The organism is Micromonospora sp. CNZ309 (assembly GCF_002846525.1).
This window is the reverse complement of the sequence record NZ_PJNG01000001.1, coordinates 1,578,485-1,598,509: the sequence shown is the minus strand read 5'-3', so window position 1 is coordinate 1,598,509 and position 20,025 is coordinate 1,578,485. Positions and strand designations below refer to the sequence as shown.

The 20,025-nt window shown below is 74.8% G+C and carries 19 protein-coding genes and 1 pseudogene; 13 read left to right on the top strand and 7 right to left on the bottom strand.

Annotation, left to right across the window (positions count from 1 at the left end):
* Window positions 1–22: 22 nt before the first annotated feature.
* The 3 genes from CLT72_RS06425 to CLT72_RS06415 all read right to left on the bottom strand — a co-directional run bounded on the left by CLT72_RS06425 (window position 23) and on the right by CLT72_RS06415 (window position 1,808).
* Window positions 23–328 (bottom strand): DUF2470 domain-containing protein, encoded by a 306-nt coding sequence (locus CLT72_RS06425; RefSeq protein ID WP_101409963.1) that lies wholly within the window; start codon window positions 326–328, stop codon window positions 23–25.
* Complete coding sequence (locus CLT72_RS06420; RefSeq protein WP_350822859.1) at window positions 325–996, bottom strand: biliverdin-producing heme oxygenase; 672 nt, start codon at window positions 994–996, stop codon at window positions 325–327. Before CLT72_RS06420 ends, CLT72_RS06425 begins: the two co-directional genes overlap by 4 nt.
* Window positions 997–1,145: 149 nt before the next feature.
* Window positions 1,146–1,808, bottom strand: a complete 663-nt coding sequence (locus CLT72_RS06415) for a TetR/AcrR family transcriptional regulator (RefSeq protein WP_101409961.1) — start codon at window positions 1,806–1,808, stop codon at window positions 1,146–1,148.
* A 112-nt stretch (window positions 1,809–1,920) separates the two neighbouring features.
* Between CLT72_RS06415 and CLT72_RS32195 the strand changes: the two are divergent.
* The 6 genes and pseudogenes from CLT72_RS32195 to CLT72_RS06390 all read left to right on the top strand — a co-directional run.
* Window positions 1,921–3,372: pseudogene (locus CLT72_RS32195) on the top strand (flavin-containing monooxygenase); the annotation flags it as partial.
* A gap of 21 nt (window positions 3,373–3,393) precedes the next feature.
* Entirely contained in the window at window positions 3,394–4,347 is a 954-nt protein-coding gene (locus CLT72_RS32190) for an SDR family NAD(P)-dependent oxidoreductase (RefSeq protein ID WP_199184712.1), read from the top strand.
* Window positions 4,344–5,207, top strand: coding sequence for an alpha/beta fold hydrolase (locus tag CLT72_RS06405; protein ID WP_101409957.1), 864 nt, complete (start codon window positions 4,344–4,346; stop codon window positions 5,205–5,207). The genes CLT72_RS32190 and CLT72_RS06405 overlap by 4 nt, the downstream gene beginning before the upstream one ends.
* 30 nt (window positions 5,208–5,237) lie before the next feature.
* Entirely contained in the window at window positions 5,238–6,341 is a 1,104-nt protein-coding gene (locus CLT72_RS06400; RefSeq protein ID WP_199184497.1) for a CapA family protein, read from the top strand.
* Window positions 6,342–6,410: 69 nt separating this feature from the next.
* The gene (locus tag CLT72_RS06395; RefSeq protein ID WP_101409955.1) at window positions 6,411–7,073 is read left to right on the top strand and encodes a GntR family transcriptional regulator; all 663 of its coding nucleotides are present in this window, start codon (window positions 6,411–6,413) and stop codon (window positions 7,071–7,073) included.
* A 2-nt stretch (window positions 7,074–7,075) separates the two neighbouring features.
* Window positions 7,076–8,365 (top strand): MFS transporter, encoded by a 1,290-nt coding sequence (locus CLT72_RS06390; protein ID WP_250101927.1) that lies wholly within the window; start codon window positions 7,076–7,078, stop codon window positions 8,363–8,365.
* 212 nt (window positions 8,366–8,577) lie between these two features.
* Here CLT72_RS06390 and CLT72_RS06385 read toward each other — a convergent pair whose 3' ends face one another.
* Window positions 8,578–8,997 carry a hypothetical protein gene (locus CLT72_RS06385; protein ID WP_101409953.1) on the bottom strand — a complete coding sequence of 140 codons (420 nt, stop codon included), beginning with the start codon at window positions 8,995–8,997 and terminating at the stop codon, window positions 8,578–8,580.
* 187 nt (window positions 8,998–9,184) lie between these two features.
* On the opposite strand from CLT72_RS06385, the gene CLT72_RS06380 reads away from it, so the two are divergent.
* Both CLT72_RS06380 and CLT72_RS06375 read left to right on the top strand, forming a co-directional pair.
* Window positions 9,185–10,270, top strand: coding sequence for an S-(hydroxymethyl)mycothiol dehydrogenase (locus tag CLT72_RS06380; RefSeq protein WP_101409951.1), 1,086 nt, complete (start codon window positions 9,185–9,187; stop codon window positions 10,268–10,270).
* Window positions 10,270–10,899, top strand: a complete 630-nt coding sequence (locus CLT72_RS06375; protein WP_101409950.1) for an MBL fold metallo-hydrolase — start codon at window positions 10,270–10,272, stop codon at window positions 10,897–10,899. Before CLT72_RS06380 ends, CLT72_RS06375 begins: the two co-directional genes overlap by 1 nt.
* Before the next feature lie 76 nt (window positions 10,900–10,975).
* Here the strand turns inward: CLT72_RS06375 and CLT72_RS06370 are convergent, their stop codons facing one another.
* Window positions 10,976–11,917 (bottom strand): sensor histidine kinase, encoded by a 942-nt coding sequence (locus CLT72_RS06370; protein WP_101409948.1) that lies wholly within the window; start codon window positions 11,915–11,917, stop codon window positions 10,976–10,978.
* Window positions 11,918–12,117: 200 nt separating this feature from the next.
* Between CLT72_RS06370 and CLT72_RS06365 the strand changes: the two genes are divergently transcribed.
* The 3 genes from CLT72_RS06365 (at window position 12,118) to CLT72_RS06355 (ending at window position 15,917) form a co-directional block, all read left to right on the top strand.
* Entirely contained in the window at window positions 12,118–13,245 is a 1,128-nt protein-coding gene (locus CLT72_RS06365; protein WP_486484190.1) for a DUF3626 domain-containing protein, read from the top strand.
* Between the two features lie 259 nt (window positions 13,246–13,504).
* Window positions 13,505–14,212 (top strand): hypothetical protein, encoded by a 708-nt coding sequence (locus tag CLT72_RS06360; RefSeq protein ID WP_101409946.1) that lies wholly within the window; start codon window positions 13,505–13,507, stop codon window positions 14,210–14,212.
* 1,108 nt (window positions 14,213–15,320) lie between these two features.
* Entirely contained in the window at window positions 15,321–15,917 is a 597-nt protein-coding gene (locus tag CLT72_RS06355; RefSeq protein ID WP_101409944.1) for a hypothetical protein, read from the top strand.
* A gap of 428 nt (window positions 15,918–16,345) precedes the next feature.
* Here the strand turns inward: CLT72_RS06355 and CLT72_RS06350 are convergent, their stop codons facing one another.
* Complete coding sequence (locus tag CLT72_RS06350) at window positions 16,346–17,803, bottom strand: MFS transporter (RefSeq protein ID WP_101409942.1); 1,458 nt, start codon at window positions 17,801–17,803, stop codon at window positions 16,346–16,348.
* Window positions 17,804–17,888: 85 nt separating this feature from the next.
* The gene (locus CLT72_RS06345; RefSeq protein WP_101409940.1) at window positions 17,889–18,125 is read right to left on the bottom strand and encodes a hypothetical protein; all 237 of its coding nucleotides are present in this window, start codon (window positions 18,123–18,125) and stop codon (window positions 17,889–17,891) included.
* A 151-nt stretch (window positions 18,126–18,276) separates the two neighbouring features.
* On the opposite strand from CLT72_RS06345, the gene CLT72_RS06340 reads away from it, so the two are divergent.
* Together CLT72_RS06340 and CLT72_RS06335 are read left to right on the top strand one after the other, a co-directional pair.
* A complete protein-coding gene (locus CLT72_RS06340; RefSeq protein ID WP_101409938.1) occupies window positions 18,277–19,395 on the top strand; it encodes a geranylgeranyl reductase family protein in 1,119 nt (372 codons plus the stop codon).
* A gap of 186 nt (window positions 19,396–19,581) precedes the next feature.
* Window positions 19,582–19,773, top strand: coding sequence for a hypothetical protein (locus tag CLT72_RS06335; RefSeq protein ID WP_101409936.1), 192 nt, complete (start codon window positions 19,582–19,584; stop codon window positions 19,771–19,773).
* The last annotated feature ends 252 nt before the right edge of the window (window positions 19,774–20,025 follow it).

Here is a 20,025-nt window from a genome sequence, read left to right as displayed (position 1 = left end):
CGGGGCCATGGTCGTCGCCCGGTCAGCCGGCCGGGCGCGGCGGGAGCCCGAGGCGCTGGCACGCCTCCCGGTACATGCGCACCACCTCCTGGCGGATCTGCACGCGTTCGGTCAACGGCTGGGCGAACGGCACCCGCACCGGGACCTCGACGTCGTCCACGGTGACGGCGAAGTCCATGCCCCCGGCGTCCAGCGCGGTGGCCCGGGCCCGGGTGGCGGCCGGCTGCCCGCCGAGCGTGCGGCAGATGAGCAGCGAGTCCGCGGCGTGGTCGTCGTTCATGTGCCGACAGACGGCGGCCACCACGTCGGGGCCGAACGGGGCGCTCACGCGGCTCCCTCCGCGTACGCGGCCGGCACGAGGTGGGACAGGGCGGCCAGGACCTCCGTGTTGTGCCGGTACGCCACGAGCACCTCGGCCCGCAGCCGCGCCCGCCCCGCCTCGTCGAGCGGCAGGTCGTCCAGCCTCGCCCGGTAGGTGTCCTTGTACGCCTTCGGGCTGGGGATCCGGTCGAAGCGGTAGAACGCCGCGCCGGCGTCCCCGGTCAGCCCGTGGTGCCGGGCGAGCGACCGTCCGATGTGCAGGCCGCCGGAGAGGTCGCCGAGGTAGCGGGTGTAGTGGTGGGCGAGGAACAGCTCGGGCGGGCCGGCGCGGAGCGCGCCGAGGCGTACGGCGTACGCGGCCGTGGCCGGGGTCGGTGCGATGCGCCGGCGCCAGTCGGGCCCGAGCAGGAACTCCAGGTCCGCGGCGAGGGCGGGCAGCCGGGTCAGCGCGTCGTCGACGAACGGGCCGGCCAGCGGGTCGTGGCGCATGGCGTCGGCGGCGTCCTCCAGCGCCTCGTAGATCACGTGGTGCTGCGCCACCAGCGCGGCGTAGCCGGCGCGGTCCAGTTCGCCGGCCACCAGGGCCGAGACGTACCGCTGGGACTCCGCGCCCTGATGGGCCTCGGCGCTGGCGGCCCGCAGCTCGGCCGAGAACGTGGTGCTGGTCGGGCGCAAGTCTCCTCCAGTGGGACGGATGGCCGGGCGGGTCGCCGTCGCGGAACGACCAACGGTAGCCGGGCACGTCGGTGGGGGCACGACCTCGACGTCGTGCCGGCTCACCGCGAGGGTGGCGTAGCCCGGACTCCGGCTCCGACGGCAGCGGCTCAGGCCGGCGGGGGAGCGGTGCTGCGGTAGATCGCCGCCAACCAGACGTCGCGCAGCACGTCGACGACGTCGGCCTCGGCCACCGCCGGCCCGTCGCCGGCGAAGGTGGCGTACCAGACGCGCTCGTTCATCGAGTTGAGCGCGATCGCGAGGTCGCGGGCGGGTATGCCGTCGGGGGCCGCCCCGCGCCGCCGCTCGGCCACGATCGCGGTCTCGATGGCGTGCACCCAGCGCTCCAGCACGGTTGCCCAGAGCCGGCGCACCTCGGCGTTGGTGCCGCGCACCTGCGCGCAGGCCAGCACCACCGCCCGGTGCGCGCCGAACGTCTCGTGGAAGCGGTGGATCAGCTCCCGCCAGCGTGCCCGGGGATCCTCGGCCAGCCGCTCCAACACGTCGCCGGCGGCGGCGTCGGCCTCCTCGGTGACCCGGTCCAGCAGCGTGAGCAGCACCGCGTCCTTGGACGGGAAGTAGAAGTAGAACGTGGGCCGGGAGATGCCCGCGCCGCGCGCCAGGTCGTCGATGGAGATGTCGGCGAAGGCCCGCTCCCGCAGCAGCCGCTCGGCGGTGGCCAGGATGGCCGACTCCCGTTCGTCACCGGCGGAGCGCGCCGCGCGCCGTCCGCGCCCGGTGGCGCTCCCGGCGGCCGTACGGGCGGGTGTCATGCCCGGTGACTCTACACCGGATCAACACGGTGTCGATCCGACTCGACAGGGTGTTGACGCGCCTCGACGGCCGTGGCTAGTGTCCGGTGTCACACGGCGGACGGGAGACGAGATGGCCACCGACCACGTCGACGTGCTCATCGTCGGGGCCGGCCTGTCCGGCGTCGGCGCCGCCTGTCACCTGCGCCGCCGCTGCCCCGACAAGACGTACGCGGTGCTGGAGTCCCGCGCCGCGATCGGCGGCACCTGGGACCTGTTCCGCTATCCCGGTGTCCGGTCGGACTCCGACATGTTCACCCTCGGCTACTCCTTCAAGCCGTGGACCGACCCGAAGGCCATCGCCGACGGCGACGCCATCCGCGACTACGTCCGCCGCACCGCCGATGAGTACGGCGTCACCGACCACATCCGCTTGCGCCACCGCGTGCTACGGGCCGACTGGGACGGCGCCAGCGCCCGCTGGACGGTGCACGCCCACCGCGACGACACCGGCGAGACGGTCGTGCTGACCTGCTCCTTCCTGTTCACCTGCGCGGGCTACTACCGCTACGACGCCGGCTACACCCCTGCGCTGCCGGGCGCCGAGCGCTTCGCCGGGCGGATCGTGCACCCGCAGCACTGGCCCGACGACCTCGACCACACCGGCAAGCGGGTGGTGGTGATCGGCAGCGGCGCCACCGCCGTGACCCTGGTGCCGGCGATGGCCGAGCGGGCCGCCCACGTCACGATGCTCCAGCGCTCACCCACGTACGTCCTGGCGTTGCCGTCGCGCGACGTGCTCGCCGACGCGCTGCGGCGCTGGCTGCCGGCGAGGGCCGCGTATCCGGTGGTGCGGTGGAAGAACGTCCTGCTCTCCACCGCCAACTTCCAGCTCAGCCGGCGTGCGCCCGCCCTGGTCCGGCGGCTGCTGCTGCGCGCCGCCCGCGGCCGGCTGCCGGCCGGCTACGACGTCGACCGGCACTTCTCGCCCCGCTACGACCCGTGGGACCAGCGGCTGTGCGTGGTGCCCGACGGCGACCTGTTCGCGGCGCTGGCGCGGGGGCGCGCGTCGATCGTCACGGACACCATCGAGACGTTCACCGAGGCCGGTGTCCGGCTCGCCTCCGGCGAGGAACTGGCCGCGGACGTCGTGGTCACCGCCACCGGGCTCAACCTGCTCGCCCTCGGCGGCATGACGCTGAGCGTGGACGGCGCGCGGGTGGACCTGCCCGGCACCGTCGCCTACAAGGGCATGATGCTCTCCGGGGTGCCGAACTTCGCGATGACCATCGGTTACACCAACGCCTCGTGGACGCTGAAGGCCGACCTGGTCGCCACCTACGTCTGCCGGCTGCTGCGGCACCTGGACCGCACCGGCCAGCAGGTCGTCACCCCGCTGCCGCCCCCCGACGGGGAGCGCGAGCCGATCATCGACCTGACGGCCGGCTACGTGCTGCGCAGCGTCGACGTCCTGCCCAAGCAGGGCACCCGGGCGCCCTGGCGGCTGCACCAGAACTATCCCCGGGACGTCCTGTTGATGCGGCACGGCCGGCTCACCGACCCCGGCGTGCGCTTCGCGCCGGCACACCGCAAAGGAGGACCGTTCGTGCGTAGGTTCGTCTTCACCGGCGGCACGGCCGTGGTGACCGGCGCCGCCAGCGGGATCGGGGAGGCCCTCGCCCACTCGCTCGCCCGCCGGGGCAGCGACCTGGTGCTGGTCGACCGCGACGCCGGCCGGCTCGACGCCGTCGTCGCGGCGGTCCGCGCCGCGTACCCCGACCGGCAGCTCACCGCCCACGTGGTCGACCTGGCCGACGCCGCCGCGACCGCCCGGGTGGCGGAGGAGATCCGGCAGCGGCACCCGGCGGTACGGCTACTGGTCAACAACGCCGGGGTGGCGCTGGGTGGGCGCTTCGACCAGGTGAGCCTGGACGAGTTCAGCTGGGTCGTCGACGTCAACTTCCGGGCCGTGGTGCAGCTGACCCACGCGCTGCTGCCCACCCTGCGGGCCGAGCCGGGCGCGCACCTGGTCAACCTGTCCAGCCTCTTCGGGATCATCGCCCCGGCGGGGCAGACCGCCTACTCGGCCAGCAAGTTCGCCGTCCGGGGCTTCACCGAGGCGCTGCGCCAGGAACTGGCCGGCGAGGGGATCGGGGTGACCTGCGTGCACCCGGGCGGCATCCGCACCCGCATCGCGCAGAACGCCCGGGTGGGCGCCGGCGTGCCCGCCGGGGAGTTCGAGACCGGCCGCCGGCAGTTCGAGCGGCTGCTGACCATCGACCCCGCCACGGCCGCCGAGGTGATCCTGCGGGGCGTGCACCGCCGCCGGGGCCGGGTGCTGATCGGCTGGTCGGCGAAGCTGCCCGACCTGCTGGCCCGGGCGGCGCCGGTGTCGTACCAGCGGGTCCTGGCCTTCGCGCTCGATCGCGTCGCGGGCGACGCCACCCGCCGGCTCACCACCGGGCGACCCGCCCCGGCGCAGCGCCAGCCCGAGGCGCCCCCGGCGCAGCGGCAGCCCGAGGCGACCCCGGCGGCCGACCCGGCCGGGGGGCCGGCGTGAGCGCCCCGGCCCGGCGCCGGCACGTCACCGTGGACGGCCGGCGGGTGTGCCACCGTGTCGACGGCGACGGGCCGCCGGTGCTGCTGCTGCACGGCATCGGCCGCACCCTGCGCGACTTCACCGAGCTGCACGAGCTGCTCGCCGAGCGGTTCCGGGTGCACAGCGTCGACCTGCCCGGCTACGGCGGTTCGTTGCCGATGGGCCGCCCCTGCACCCTGTCGGCGCTGGGCGAGTTCGCTGCCCACTACCTCGACGCCGTGGGCGTCGAGGAGCCGGCGCACGTGGTCGGCAACTCCCTCGGCGGCGCGGTCGCCATGCGCCTCGCGGCGTCCGAGCCGGCCCGGGTCGGCAGCCTGACGCTGGTCAACAGCGCCGGCTTCGGCCGGGAGGTCACCATCGTGCTGCGGCTGCTGGCGCTGCGCCCGCTGGGCCGGCTGATGCTGCGCCCCACCCGCTGGGCGGCCCGCCGCGCCGAGCGGTCCCTCTTCCACGACCCGGCGCACGCCACCGCCGAACGCGTCGCCCACGCCCTGGCGGTCGCCCGCCAGCCGTACGCCGCCCGGGTCATGCTGGAGACGGCGCGCGACCTCGGCACCTTCCGGGGCGTGCGCCCGCGGTGGCGCGAGGAGCTGCTGGCCGAGGTGCAGCGACTCGACGTGCCCACCCTGGTCGTCTGGGGCGACCGGGACCTGATCCTGCCGGCCACGCACCTCGACGCCGCCCGGGCCCGGCTGCCGAAGGCCCGCACCCACCTGTTCGCCGACTGCGGTCACCTGCCGCAGATCGAGTGCGCGGCCGAGTTCCACCGCCTGCTCGTCGACTTCTGGGCCGAGGCCGGCGCGGACGCCGCCGGCAGGTGAGCCGGCGGCGGGACGGGGAAAGCGGGCCGGGTGCCCGAGCTGACCCTCTTCCTCGGCGGTGACGTGATGACCGGCCGGGGCGTGGACGCGATCCTGCCCGCGCCCGGCCCGCCCGAGCTGCGCGAACCGGCGGTACGCGACGCCCGCGACTACGTCGACCTGGCCCGCGCCGCCAACGGGCCGGTTCCGCGTCCGGCGCCCCCGGCCTGGCCGTGGGGCCAGGCGCTCGACCTGCTCGACGAGGTGCGGCCCGACGCGCGCGTGGTCAACCTGGAGACCGCGGTGACCGGCCGGGGCGAGCACGCACCGGCCAAGGCGATCCACTACCGGATGCACCCGGGGAACCTCGGCTGCCTCGCGGCGGCCCGGCTCGACGTCTGCGCCCTGGCCAACAACCACAGCCTCGACTTCGGCCCGGTGGGGCTCACCGACACCCTCGACGCGCTCGCCGCCGCCGGCATCGCCACGGCCGGCGCCGGCCGGGACGCGGCCTCGGCCTGGCGACCCGCCCGGGTGCCCCTCGGCACGGGCGGACGGCTGCTCGTCTGGTCGGTGGCCGCGCCGTCGAGCGGGGTGCCCGCGCCCTGGGCGGCCACCGCCGGGGCGCCCGGGGTGGCGTACCTGCCGGAGGTCTCGGTCGCCTCGGCGGACGCGCTGGCGGCACGGATCGCCGCCGTGGCCGGGCCGGGGGACCGGGTGCTGGTCTCCGTGCACTGGGGCACCAACTGGGGGTACGAGGTCCCGCCCGCGCACGTCGACTTCGCCCACCGGCTCGTCGACGCCGGGGTGGACGTGGTGCACGGCCACTCGTCGCACCACCCGCGCCCCGTCGAGGTGTACCGCGAGCGGCTGATCCTCTACGGCTGCGGCGACCTGCTCGACGACTACGAGGGCATCGGCGGACGGGAGGCGTACCGGCCGTGGCTGTGGCTGCTGTGGCTGCCGACCCTCGACGCGGCCACCGGTGCGCTGCGGCGGCTGCGGGCGGCCCCGGTGCGGATGCGCCGGCTGCGGCTGGCGCGGGCCGCGCCCGATGAGGCGCGCTGGCTCGCGGGGCTGCTCGGCGGCTTCGGCCCACCGTTCGTGTCCGGGTGGGCGGTCGACGACGGCCTGCTGGCGCTGCGAGCGCGCTGACGGGTGGCGCGCGCCACCTCCGGCGGGGGCGCGGGGATGCGCCGGCGCGACGGGATCCACGATAGATACATGACGCATCCCTCCTCGCCGGGCCGGACGGCCGCGCCCTCCGCCGCCGAGCGGGCCTACCGGCACCTCAAGCGCGAGATCCTGGAGCAGATCCACCCGGGCGGCTCGCTGGTCAGCGAGGGGGAGATCGCCGAGGCCACCGGGGTCTCCCGCACCCCCGTCCGGGAGGCGCTGCTGCGCCTGGAGGCGGAGGGACTGGTCCGGCTCTACCCGAAGCGGGGCGCGCTGATCCGCCCGGTCTCCGCCCGCGAGATCAACGACGTGATCGAGGCGCGGCGGCTGGTCGAGCTGCACGCCGCCGAGCGGGTCTGGCCCCGGCGCGCGGCGCTGCGCGGCGACCTCGCCGCCCGGCTGGCCGAGATGCGCGCCGCGCACGCCGCCGGCGACCTCGCCGCGCTCATGCAGGCCGACCGGGCCTTCCACGCGACCGTGGTGGAGGCGGCCGGCAACGAGATCCTCGCCGAGCTGTACCAGCGGCTGCGCGACCGGCAGCTGCGGATGGGCGAGGCCAGCTTCCGGCTCTCGCCCGGCTGGGCCGAGACGGCGCTCACCGAGCACGCCGAGCAGGTCGCGGCGCTCGACTCCGACGACCCCCGGCGGTGGCTCGCCGCCGTCGCCGCGCACATCGACAACGCCGCGGACGTGCTGCGGACCCTGCGGTGAGGGTGCTGACCGCACCGGTCTCCTCGCGCCGGTCGGCGGGCGGCCTCGTCTGGGGCGTCGCCGTGGCCGCGTACGTGGCCGCCGTGTTCCACCGCAGCTCGCTCGGCGTCACCGGCGTCGACGCGACGCACCGCTTCGACATCAACGCCTCGGCGCTGGCCACCTTCTCCGTCGCCCAGCTCGCCGTGTACGCGGCGATGCAGGTCCCGGTCGGCGTGCTGCTCGACCGGTTCGGGTCCCGCCGGCTGCTCATCGCCGGCGGCGCCCTCATGGTGGCCGGCCAGCTCTGCTTCGCCGTCGCCACCGACGTGCCCCTGGCGATCGCCGCCCGCGTCCTGATCGGGCTCGGCGACGCGATGACCTTCATCAGCGTGCTGCGCATCGTGGCGCTGTGGTTCCCGGGGCGGCGCTACGCGATGATGACCCAGCTCACCGGCACCCTCGGCCAGCTCGGGGCGATCCTCGGCGCCGTACCGCTGGTGGCGCTGCTGCACTGGGCGGGCTGGACCCCCGCCTTCGTGACCGCCGCGGCGGTCGGGGCGAGCGTGCTGCTGATGATCGTCGTCGCCGTACGGGACACCCCGGGCGGGCCGGTCCCGGCCGGCGCGGCGCCCACCCTCGCCGGCGTCCGCCGGGAGCTGGCCGCCGCGTGGGCTGCGCCGGGCACCCGCCTGGGGCTCTGGACGCACTTCGTCACCCAGTTCTCCGGCGCCGTCTTCGCCCTGCTGTGGGGGTACCCGTTCCTCGTGCAGGGGCAGGGGCTCAGCCCGACGACGGCGGCGTCGCTGCTCACCCTGATGACGGCCGCCATGCTGCTGACCGGGCCGGTGGTCGCGCACCTGTGCGCCCGGCACCCGTTCCACCGCTCGGTGCTCGTCTTCGCGATCACCGGCGCCACCGCCGCGGTCTGGACCGTCGTGCTCGCCTGGCCGGGACGCGCGCCGGGCTGGCTGCTGGTCGTGCTGGTCCTGGTGCTCGCCGTCAACGGCCCGGCCTCTCTGATCGGGTTTGACTACGCGCGCAGCTTCAACCCGGTCAACCGGATCGGCAGTGCCACCGGGGTCGTCAACGTCGGCGGCTTCGTCGCCTCGATCGTGCTGGTGCTGGCCGTCGGCGTCGTGCTCGACCTGGCCACCCCGGCCGGCCGGGCCACCCCGGACCTGGCCGCCTTCCGGTGGGCCTTCGCCGTGCAGTACCTCCTCTGGGCGCTCGGCGCGGTCCAGGTGCTGCGCTACCGCAACGCGGCCCGCCGCGACCTAGCCGCGCGGACACCCGTCGAGCCGCCGAGCTGACCCGTCGAGCCGCCGAGCTGATCCGCCGCACCGCCGAGCTGACCCGCCGCACCGGCCGCGTGACGCCGACCGCCCTCCCGGCGCGGGGCGCGTGACCCGGCGCGGGCGTGTCCGAAGCGGCTGATCGATACGGCTTCCACGCGCGACTTCGTCACCGGCGGGTGGAGCACCGGCGCAGTGGCCCGGGTGTCGCCGGTCGCCGGCGTCGGACGTCAGCGGCGCCGGCGGCCGTGGGTGAGGTCGTCCAGCACCAGGGTCAGGCCGGCCCCGAGCAGCCAGACGTCCTTGGCCAGGCCGATGCCCTGCTGGGTGGGCCGGAGGCTGCCCGTCTCACGCATCCCCGGCGTACGCAGGTAGAGCTGCACCAGACCCGCGCCGAACGCGGCCAACCCCAGCCCGGCCAGCGCCGACGGGACGAACGGCGCGAGCAGCGCGGCACCCAGGGCGATCTCGGCCCGCGAGAGCAGCCGGGCGAACCGGTCCGGGTCGAGCCTGCCGAGCTGCGGCACCGCCCCGACAGCCATTCCGTGCACGCCCTGCGCGGCCTCGCCCTCCAGCGACCGCTTGCCCAGCCCCGAGTTGAGGACGAACGCGCCGATGCTGACCCGCAGCGGCAGATGGCTGACCCTCATGGCGTACTCCCGTCCGACTGTCGAACCGTGCCCCCGCCTACCCGCCGCCACCCGGGATAACCGCCCGGCGGGCCCGGGTGGTCCACGACGATCGGGGGTAGTTTCGGCCCGAGGGACGTGGCCGAGGTGCCGCGTCAGCGCACCGACGGACGGCGGCGCGACGCGTCGGCGTGGAGCAGGAGGAAGCGTGAGCCAGGAGGTCAGGGGAGTCATCTCCCGCAGCAAGGGTGCGCCGGTCGAGGTGACCACGATCGTGCTGCCCGACCCGGGGCCGGGCGAGGCGATCGTGCGGATCCAGTCCTGCGGGGTCTGCCACACCGACCTGCACTACCGGGAGGGCGGCATCAACGACGACTACCCGTTCCTGCTGGGCCACGAGGCCGCTGGCGTCGTCGAACAGGTCGGGCCGGGCGTCGACGGCGTCGCGCCGGGCGACTTCGTGGTGCTCAACTGGCGGGCCGTCTGCGGGGAGTGCCGGGCCTGCCGCCGGGGCCGCCCGTGGTACTGCTTCGCCACCCACAACGCGGCGCAGAAGATGACCCTCACCGACGGCACCGAACTCACGCCGGCGCTGGGCATCGGTGCCTTCGCCGAGAAGACCCTGGTGCACGCCGGGCAGTGCACCAAGGTCGACCCGGCGGCCCGGCCCGCCGCCGTCGGTCTGCTCGGCTGCGGCGTGATGGCCGGTCTCGGGGCCGCCATGAACACCGGCGGGGTCACCCGGGGCGACTCGGTGGCCGTGATCGGCTGCGGCGGCGTCGGGGACGCGGCGGTCGCCGGCGCGGCGCTGGCCGGCGCGACGACGATCGTCGCCGTGGACACCGACCCCCGCAAGCTCGACTGGGCCCGCAAGTTCGGCGCCACCCACACCGTCAACGCCCGCGAGGACGACCCGGTCGAGGCGATCCGCGCCGCCACCGGCGGCTTCGGCGCCGACGTCGTGATCGACGCGGTCGGCCGCCCCGAGACCTGGAAGCAGGCCTTCTACGCCCGCGACCTCGCCGGCACCGTCGTGCTGGTGGGCGTACCGACGCCGGAGATGACCGTCGAGGTGCCACTGCTCGACGTCTTCGGCCGGGGCGGCGCGTTGAAGTCCAGCTGGTACGGCGACTGCCTGCCCAGCCGCGACTTCCCCATGCTCACCGAGCTCTACCTGCAGGGCCGGCTCGACCTGGACGCCTTCGTCACCGAGGAGATCGCCCTGGGGCAGGTCGAGGAGGCGTTCGCCCGGATGCACCGGGGCGACGTGCTGCGCTCGGTGGTGGTGCTCTGATGGCCGCGCGCGTCGACCACGCCGTCACCTCCGGCACGTTCTCCCTCGACGGTCAGACCTTCGACGTGGACAACAACGTGTGGGTCGTCGGCGACGACACCGAGTGCGTCGTCGTCGACGCCCCGCACGACGTCGACGCGATCCTGGCCGCCGTCGGCGACCGACGGGTGCGGGCGATCCTCGCCACCCACGCGCACGACGACCACGTCCGGGTGGCCCCGGCGCTGGCCCGGGCCACCGGCGCCCCGGTGCTGCTGCACCCGGCCGACCGGGTGCTGTGGGACATGGTGCACCCCGACGAGGCACCTGGCGGGGAGTTGCGCGACGGGCAGGTCGTCGAGGTGGCCGGGACCGCGCTGAGCGTGCTGCACACGCCCGGGCACAGCCCCGGCGCGTGCAGCTTCCACGCGCCGCAGCTCGGCGTCGTCTTCACCGGCGACACGCTCTTCGCCGGCGGGCCGGGAGCGACGGGACGCTCGTACAGCGACTTCGGCACCATCGTCGCCTCGATCCGGGACCGGCTGCTCACGCTCCCACCGGAGACGGTCGTGCACACCGGGCACGGGGAGAGCACGACCGTCGTGGCGGAGGCTCCCCACCTCGACGAGTGGCTGGCCCGCGGCCACTGAGCGGGCCGGCGGTCGTCCCGGGCAGTCGCCGTACGGGCTGCCCGGGACCGCTCGGCGGCCTACCTCCCGGGCCGGGTCACGCCGGGCGGCGCACGTACATCCGGATGGTCGTGCCGGCGGCGGTCGTGTGTAGGCGCACCAGGTCGCACAGCGCCTGCACGATCACCAGCCCCCGGCCGCCGATGCCGTCCGCCGCCGGGGTCAGCCGCCCGGCCAGCGGGTCGGTCAACGAACCGTCGTCGTGGATCTCGCAGACCAGGTGCTCGGCCGTCCGCCACACGCGCAGCACACCGGCGCCCCCGGCGTGCGCGACGCTGTTGGTCGCCAGCTCGGTCACCGCGATCTGGAGGTCGGCCAACCGGTCCGCGTCCAGCCCCGCGGCCTCCCCGTGCCCGGCCACGAACCGGCGCACGGTGGTGAGCGTGTCCAGCTCGTACGCCAGCGCCGCGACCGGCTCCGTCGGGCTCGGCAGGGGCTCGTTGTAGCGGGCCACCACCTCCGCCGGGGCGTAGCGCGGACTCGGCCGTCGCCCCGCGTCGTCGACGAGCACGGGATGCGTGGCATACGCGTCGGCCAGCACGTCGGCGTCGAGCCCGGCGGTGTCGTACGGGCAGAGGATGGTCGCGTCGCGGCCGGCGAAGGCCATGTTGATCAGTGCCTCGTGCTGGGCGCACGCCGGGTACTCCGTGTCGCTGCGCCCGGCCCAGATCGGCTCGCCGATGATCCGCACCCGCCGGCCGGCGTGCTGCTCGATGAACGCCTGCAACACCCACGGGATGATCCGGCCCGGGTTCCGGCCGGCCTGCGTCATGTCCGCCCAGCGCACGGCGTCGGTGGGGCCGACCTCGGCGCGGACCCGCCGCAGGTTGGCCCCCGGCATCGCGACCAGCACCGGCTCCCCGGCGGCGAGACCGTCGGTGATGAACGGGACCGTGCCGGCGAGCAGGGCCCGCGGACCCTCGTAGAAGAACCCCTCGTGCACGAAGGCGCCCTGCTCGACCACGGCACCACCAGTCATTCGTCGCCTTCCGCTTGGCGCCTCCCACTGTAATCGTCGGTCCAGATGTCGGCCCACCGGGTGAAACATCGGCGTCGCCGCGCCGCCCACCCGACTCCGCCCCATGACCGTGACCGGGCCGACGCGGGCGTGCCGGCCAGGTCACCACCGAAGGGAAAAGGGGGTGCGTCCCCGCCCGCGAATGGGAGACATTCGTCGCCGTGCGACCCCCCGCTGAACCGGCCGCCGCGCAGGCGGCACCGGCACTCACCCCCGCCCAGAGCGCCGCCCTCGCGTACGTCCGCGCGGTGGCGCTGCGTGACCGTCCCGCCGCCCTGGCCGCCATCGCCCGCGCGCTCGCCGGCTCCGGCGTCACCCACGGTCCGGAACTGTTGATCGCGGCGGTCGGCCGGCACGGGCGGCTCACCCTCAACTTCCACCCCGACCGGCTGCTCGCCGACGGGCGTACGGTCGCGGAGGCCCTCGCCGCCGAGGGCGTCTACCGCAGCCAGTTCGAGACCGGCATCTCCAACGGCGGCCTGACCGCCTTCCCCGGCGGTGACCGGGACCGCTGGGAGGAGTCCCTCTTCGGCGGCGCCTACCAGGCACCCGGCGTACCCCTCGCGGACCGGCCGAAGTACGGCGGCCTCAACCTGCTCGACCATCCCGACGGCGCGTGCCCCCGGTTCGGCTCCTGTCACCTGCGGCTGCGTCCGCAGGTGCTCGCGCGGGCCACGTTCTGCTTCGGCGACAGCCACCTCGGGCCCCGGGACCTGGGCACCGTCGACGTCTTCGAGCCGGTGCTGGCGGCCCTGCTGGCCGCCATCGACGACACCGGGATCAGCCTCGGCGTGCCGGGCGACGTGGTGAGCCTGGCCCAGAGCCTGCTGCGCCGCCGGGAGGACGCCGGGTGGGCCCCCGGCACGGCGGGGCGCGCGCTCGACGACTACATCGAGGCCCAGATCCACGGCGAGCTGAGCCTCGCCCGCGACGTGGAGGCGATGGTCGTCGACCCGTCCTTCCGGGGCACCGAGGCCGGGGAGATCCTCGCCGCGCTCGCCCGGCGGCACGGCTTCGCCCTGCTCTGGCACGCCGGGTTCGCGCTTCCCGTCGACCGGATCGACGCCGACTTCCGGGGCCCGGCCATCCCGCCGCTGGCCGCCCGGGTGCACGCCGAGTTCGCCCGGCCGGGGGAACTGGTCGACGCCGCCCTGATCGGCCGGGCGGCGGCCTCGGTGGTCAGGGAGCCGTCCCGCTGGGCCGACCGTGGGCCGACGCACGTGACCCTCCAGCACCTCAAGCAGCTCTGGCACGTCCTGGTCCGCTTCGGCGCTCCGCGCGACGCCTAGGAACGAACGCCCGCGCCCGCCGCGCCGCCGCCCGGCCTGGGGCTCGTCGGGGCGGGGCGGGGCGTTGCTGCCCCTGCGTCCGATCCGCGTGGTGACCCCGGTCGCAGCCGACGGCGGCCGGCGCATATCCGGAATGACCGACAGGCCCGGCTGGTTGTGTCCCCCGTACCGCCGGAGCCGAAACCCGTCCGGCACGGAAGTTTCCCCTCCAGGAGTGCTCATCCAGGGAGCGCTTCGCCTGACCGAAAGGGCAACCATCGTGAAGTACGACTTCACTCGATGGCTCCCGGCCATCGCGAAGGACTCGACGGACTCGAACCGCAAGATCGCGTTGAGCGTGGTGGGTGTCGCCGCCCTCGGTGGTCTCGCCTTCGGGCCGACGGCCGTGGCCGCGCCGGTCACGTCCGCCCCCCACGAGGGCGCCGTGGCGGCGATCGAGCAGGCCACCGGCAAGAGCCGGCCGGGCGCGGCCGAGGAGTCGGCACTGACCACGGGCGGTACGACCACCAAGCCCTCCGCCGACAAGCCCAGCCGCGAGAAGCTCATCCCGCACGGCGTGCAGGGCGCCCAGTCGCGCATCCCGCTCGACGACGCGCAGCTCGCCAACGCCAAGGCCATCATCGAGGAGGCCAAGGAGAGCGGTGTGGGTGAGCGGGGCGCCGTCATCGGCATCGCCACGTCGCTTCAGGAGTCGAAGCTCTACAACCTCGGCCACCTGGGCGCGTACAACGACCACGACTCGCAGGGGCTGTTCCAGCAGCGCCCGTCGTCGGGCTGGGGCTCGCCCGAGCAGATCACCGACCCCGAGTACGCCTCGGAGGCCTTCTACCGGGCGCTCAAGAACGTGGGCGGCTGGCAGGATCTGCCGCTGACCTCCGCCGCGCAGACCGTGCAGGTCTCGGCCTACCCCTTCGCGTACGCGCAGTGGGAGGAGCAGGCGGCGGACATCGTGTCCCAGCTCTGGTGACGATCGCGTGACACCGGCCGGTCCCCGCCTCGGGGGCCGGCCGGTCGCGTCCATGCCGACGAAGCCCCCGCATCGGGCTTGCCGTCCCGTATCCGGTCTGCCGCTCCGTGTCCGGCCTGCCGTCCTGCATCCGGTCTGCCGCCCCGGCCGCAGCCGGCGCAGCGTCTCGTCGTGGTGGCCAGCGCGAGCCCTGTCGAGCTGCCCCGTCCACGAGACCGCCTTCGAGGTCCGGGCCCGCGACGCCAGCGGGATCACCGGTGGAACACCATGGGTGTCTCCCGGCCCCGGTGACACCCATGGTGTTCCACCGGTGGCCGTCGCCAGCGTCCCTGCTTCCGAGCCCGTCCGCTGCGGCTCGACTCCGACTCCGATTCCGCCGCGACGGACGCCAGCCTCCTCGCGCCGGGATTGCGGGTCCGGTCTGCGTCCGTTCCGTTTCCTGGTGCCGTGAGATCTTGGTAGGGATGTGCCCCTCCCGGGGGCGTGAAGCTACCAAGATCGCGGTCGGTCACGGTTACGCCTACCTGCGTCGCGTGTCCGGTTGTGGCGCAGGCGTGCGGGGAGTGCGGCTGGGCTGTGCTCGTCTGGTCCGGGGTGGGTGCGGTGTCCGGTTTGGGGGTGTGGTCGGGGACATCGTGAGGGCGGAATCGTGGCGGGGGTGGGGTCGTTACACCCTGCGTACGACCGAGCAGGGCCACGCGCCGGGCCACGTCGCCCGCCCCGGCGGGCAAGTCCCAAGGCGATGTCGCCAGGGTCGGGATGGCGGGCCCCGGGGTCCCGGAATGGTGGCGGGCCGGTGGTCGTTACACATGGTCCGGCCGACGTGAGGGCAACCCCCCGCCCCACGAAACAGCCCGGGTCTTTGCGACCGGCACAGGTTCGGGCCTCCGGTCGTCACGGCCGATCTGATCTTTCTCCAGCCGGACGCCGGGGACCTTTTCTTCGGTGCGACCGTCGGAGATCTTTCCTCCAGTCGGACGCCGGAGGTCCCTCCGGTTCGACTGGGCATCCCCCTGGAGTTCCTTGGGCGCCGGACGGTGCTTGCACCCGCGTGAAAGCCGATCCCCCTTCGGTGTGTGGGTGCCGACCCCCGAATGGAGCATCTGTGATGAACACGATCATTCGTAACAGCGTTCTCGGTATCGCCGGTCTGGCGTTCGCCGGTGGTGTGGCCGCCGGCCCGATGACCGACAGCACCCCGACGACTGTCGACACCACGCCCGTGGCGGCTGTGGCCATGCAGGCTGACAAGCCGGCCGTGGACAAGGGCAAGCTGGTGCCGCACGGTGTGCAGGGCGCCCAGTCGCACATCGACCTGTCCGATGAGCAGGTGGGCAACGTGAAGGCGATCATCGCGGCGACGAAGAAGGCCGGCATGGACGAGCGGGCCGCCGTCGTCTCCATCGCGACCGCCCTGCAGGAGTCGAAGCTGGAGAACCTGGGTCATCTGGGTGACCGCAACGACCATGACTCGCAGGGCCTGTTCCAGCAGCGTCCGTCCAGTGGTTGGGGCACGGTCGAGCAGATCACCGACCCCGAGTACTCGACCACCGCGTTCCTGAAGGGTCTCAAGCAGGTCGACGGGTGGCAGGACATGCCGCTGACGAAGGCCGCGCAGACCGTGCAGGTGTCGGCGTACCCGGACCACTACGCCCAGTGGGAGCAGATGGCCGCCGACCTGGTCGCCGAGCACTGGAACAGCTGACCCGAGCAGTGTGAACGACTGCCGCTGGCCGGCACCCCCCGGGGTGCCGGCCAGACGCATGCCCGGAGCCGGGAGGCGCGGAGTCAGCCCGGTTGCGCAGGCGGGAGCCGTACCGTCCGGTCGCGCCAGCGCGAGAGGGACTGGCACCGGCCCGGGGCGGACGGGAAAGCATCGACCCGGCGATGCTGGTGCACGCCAAGCCGACGCCGGCGATCTGCGCCGTGGCCGTCGTCGTACCGGTCAGGGGCGGTGGGCGTGGCCGGCGGTCAGGGGCGGCGGGCTGGTTGGCGGTCAGGGACGCCGACCGTCGTGACCCCGAAAAGGGGCGGCGGGCTGTCGTGATGCCGGTCAGGGCCGACCGTCGTGAGGCAGGTCAGGGCGCCCGCTGTCGTGCAGCCGGTCACGGCGGCGGGCTGTCGTGACGCCCGTCAGGGACGGCGGTCGTCGTGACGGCGGTGGCCGAGGGTGACGTCGACCAGGGCCGCCACCAGCGCGAGGGCGATCACCCCGGCGGCCAGCAGCAGCGAGTGCCGGAACGCGAGCGGGAAGTCCCCATCGCTGGCGGCCAGCGAGGAGAAGAAGACCGAGCCGACGGCGGCGATGCCGGCGGCGGAACCGATCCGCTGGCCGGTCTGGAGCATGCCCGCCCCGCTGCCCGCCTGCCGCACCGGCACCTGGGACAGCGTCAGGGTCTGGTTCGGCGCGATCACCAGGCCGCTGCCCAGCCCGGCGACCAGCAGGGGAGCGGCGGTCAGCCACGGCACGGGTACGCCGCCGGGGGCCAGGTCGAGCACGACGACCACCGCCCCGAGCCCGAGCACCACGGTGAGCAGCCCGACCGCGACCAGCGGGCGCCCGTAGCGGTCGACGATCCGGCCTCCGAGCGCCGACGCCGCGGCCGAGCCCAGCGCGAACGGGGTGATGGCGAGGCCGGCGACCAGCGCGCTGTAGCCGAGGCCGTTCTGGAGATAGAGCGTGAAGACGAAGAAGATCGCGGTGAACCCGCCGAAGTAGACCAGCGCGATCAGCGCGCCCAGGGCGTACGACCGGAAGCCGAACAGCCCCAGGTCGAACAGCGGCTCCTGGCGTCGGGCGTACCACCGTTCCCACGCCCCGAAGCCGGTCAGGGTGAGCAGCCCCACGGGCACGAGCAGCCACTTCGCCGGGTTCCGCCACTCCTGCTGCACCAGCGGCAACAGCACGAGCAGCACTCCGGCACCGAGCAGCAGCACCCCGACGGGGTCCAGCCGCCGGTGGTCGCGCGGCCCGGCCGGCCGGGCGGGGAGCAGCCGCCAGCCGAGGACCACCGCCAGGACGCCCACCGGCACGTTGACGAAGAACACCCACCGCCAGCCGTGTTCCTCGCCGCCGACGGCGATCAGCAGGCCACCGAGCAGCGGGCCGACGGCCGTGGAGATCCCGATGGTGGCGCCGAGCAGCCCGAACGGTCGGCCCCGCTCGGGGCCCAGGAAGAGCTCCTGGATCAGCCCGGTGACCTGCGGGTTGACCACGCCGGCGGCGGCGCCCTGGAGCAACCGGGCCGCGATCAGCCAGGCGGGGGAGGGCGACAGCCCGGCCAGCGCGCTGGCCAGCGTGAACAGGGCGATCCCGAAGACGAACGCGCTGCGCCGGCCGCGCGCGTCGCCGAAGCGGCCGGCGGAGACCAGCACCAGCCCGAACGTCAGCGCGTATCCGGACAGCACCCACTGCAGGTCGCTGGGGGAGGCCCCGAGGGCGCGGTCGATCGACGGTACAGCGACGTTGACGATGCTCACGTCGAGCAGCGTCATGAAGGCGGCGACCAGCCCGACCCCGAGGGCCTGCCAGCGCCGCCGGTCGTCCGGGGACGCGTCGGGCTCGGCCGGCGGCGTACCCGCCGGGCTCATCGTGCCTCCCGTGGACCGGTGAACGGGCATCGCTGAGCGCTACCCCGGTCCCCGGGAGGCGAACCATCACGTGGCGGGCGGCGGCTCACGCCATCTGGCGGGCACAGAACCGGGGTCCGAAGTCCAGCCCGGCCATGGGGGAGTCCTCCCGGTGCAACAGGTTCTTCTCGGTGAGCTGGTGCAGCGGCTCGCGCAACTGCTCCTCGGTGAGGCCGGCCTCCTCGGCGATGAGGTCCGGGTACGGCACCTGCCCTCGGGCCTCCAGCGCCGCGACCGCGTCGTACACCCGTTCCTCGACATCCGACAGTTGCACCTGCCGCATGGCCCTTCCTCCTTCGCCTGTCCCGCCCCCCGTGCGGGCGGTTGCGCCGCGCGGTTACCCGGTGGGCGTCCGAAGATGCCCACCCGATCGGGCGGTGCCGCCGGTCGCGCCGACGCTGCCCGCGCCTCGCGGCTTGCCCTAGGCTGCACCAGTGATCGTCTGGGATCTCGCCGTCGTCGGCGCCGGCCCCGCCGGGCTCACCGCCGCCCGTGCCGCCGCCCGCGCCGGCCTGCGCACGCTGGTCGTCGAGCGCGCCGCACACCCGCGCTACAAGACCTGCGGGGGCGGCCTGATCGGCACGTCGCTGGCGGCGGTGGCCGGCCGGATCGAGGTGCCGGCGCACGACCGGGTCGACCGGGTGACGTTCACCCGGGACGGGCGGCGCCGGTTCACCCGCCACCATCGCGGCGGGCCGCTGGTGAGCATGGTGCGCCGGGAGGAGTTCGACGACCGGCTGCGCGCCGCCGCGGTCGCCGCGGGCGCCGAGGTCCGCGAGCGGGTCGCGGTCCGCGCCGTCGAGCAGGACCCCGACGTCGTACGCCTCAGGCTCGCCGACGGGGACACGGTGCACGCGCGGGCGGTGATCGGGGCGGACGGTTCCTCGGGCGTGACCGCACGGCACGTGGGGGCCCGTTACCGGCAGGTGGACCTGGGGCTGGAGCTGGAGCTGCCCGTGCCGCCGCGGGAGCAGGCCCGTTGGCGGGGCCGCCTCCTGCTGGACTGGGGTCGCCTGCCGGGCTCGTACGCCTGGGTCTTCCCGAAGGGCGACCGGCTGACGGTCGGCGTGATCGCGGCCCGGGGTGAGGGGGAGCGGACCAGGGCCTACCTGCGGGGGTTCGTCGAGCGGCTGGGCCTGTCCGGGGTGGAGCCGGCGCACGACTCCGGTCACCTGACGCGCTGCCGGGCCGAGGACTCGCCGCTGCGCCGGGGGCGGGTGCTGGTCGCGGGCGACGCGGCCGGGCTGCTGGAGCCGTGGAGCCGGGAGGGGATCAGCTACGCGCTGCGTTCCGGCGAGCTGGCCGGCGCGGCGGTCGCGGCCGGTGACCTGGCGGGGTACGAGCGTGCGGTCGCCCGGGACCTGGTGCCGTCGATGCGCGCCGGGCATCGGCTGCTCGACGTGTTCGCCCGGCGGCCGGAGGTCTTCCACGCGTTGTTGGCCACCCCGCCGGGCTGGCGGATGTTCGTGCGGTTCTGTCAGGGCCGGGCGAGCTTCGACGAGACGCTGGACCGCGCGCCGGTCCGGGCGGCCCTGGCGCTGCTGGACCGGTAGGGCGGGTGGTCCGGGGCCCGCCCCCGGCGACGTGATCCGCCCGGCCCGGCCAGGCCGTCGAGCACGACCTGGCCGTGGGGCCGACCCGGAGCCCGCCCCACCGTTCCACCCAGGATCCTAGGATGCTTTAGCGGTGGTGTGCGCCGCCACCACCGCACAGAATGATGACGTCGAGGGAGAGCAGCCATGACAGAGGACCACTCCGGGGTGTCGTTCACCGACGACGAGTACCGCTTCCTGCGGCACGTGCGCTTCGGCGAGCTACCGCCCGCGGTCCGTCCGGAGGAGCGCACCGCGCTGACCGAGACCGACCCGCGGCGGGACCAGCCGGATCCGGGCGACGAGCGCGACCGGTGGGACCTGCGGCACGGGGCCTGACCGACCGCCACGGAAGCTGAAACGTTCGCCCTCCGCTCGAAGCCGGTCACCGACGACGGGGACCCGCCGACGCCGCCGCGCCGGGTGAAAACCGGGCGGGGTCGCCGCGCCGGCGCTGCTAGGGTTGCCGCCATGGCACGAGGTATCTGGTCGCAGAAGGTCCGCTCCGCCCGCTGACGGCGGCGCCTTCCCTCTGCTGAGTCCGCGCTCGCCGTCCCGGTCCCGCCGGGCGGCCGCCTGCTGCTGCCCGGC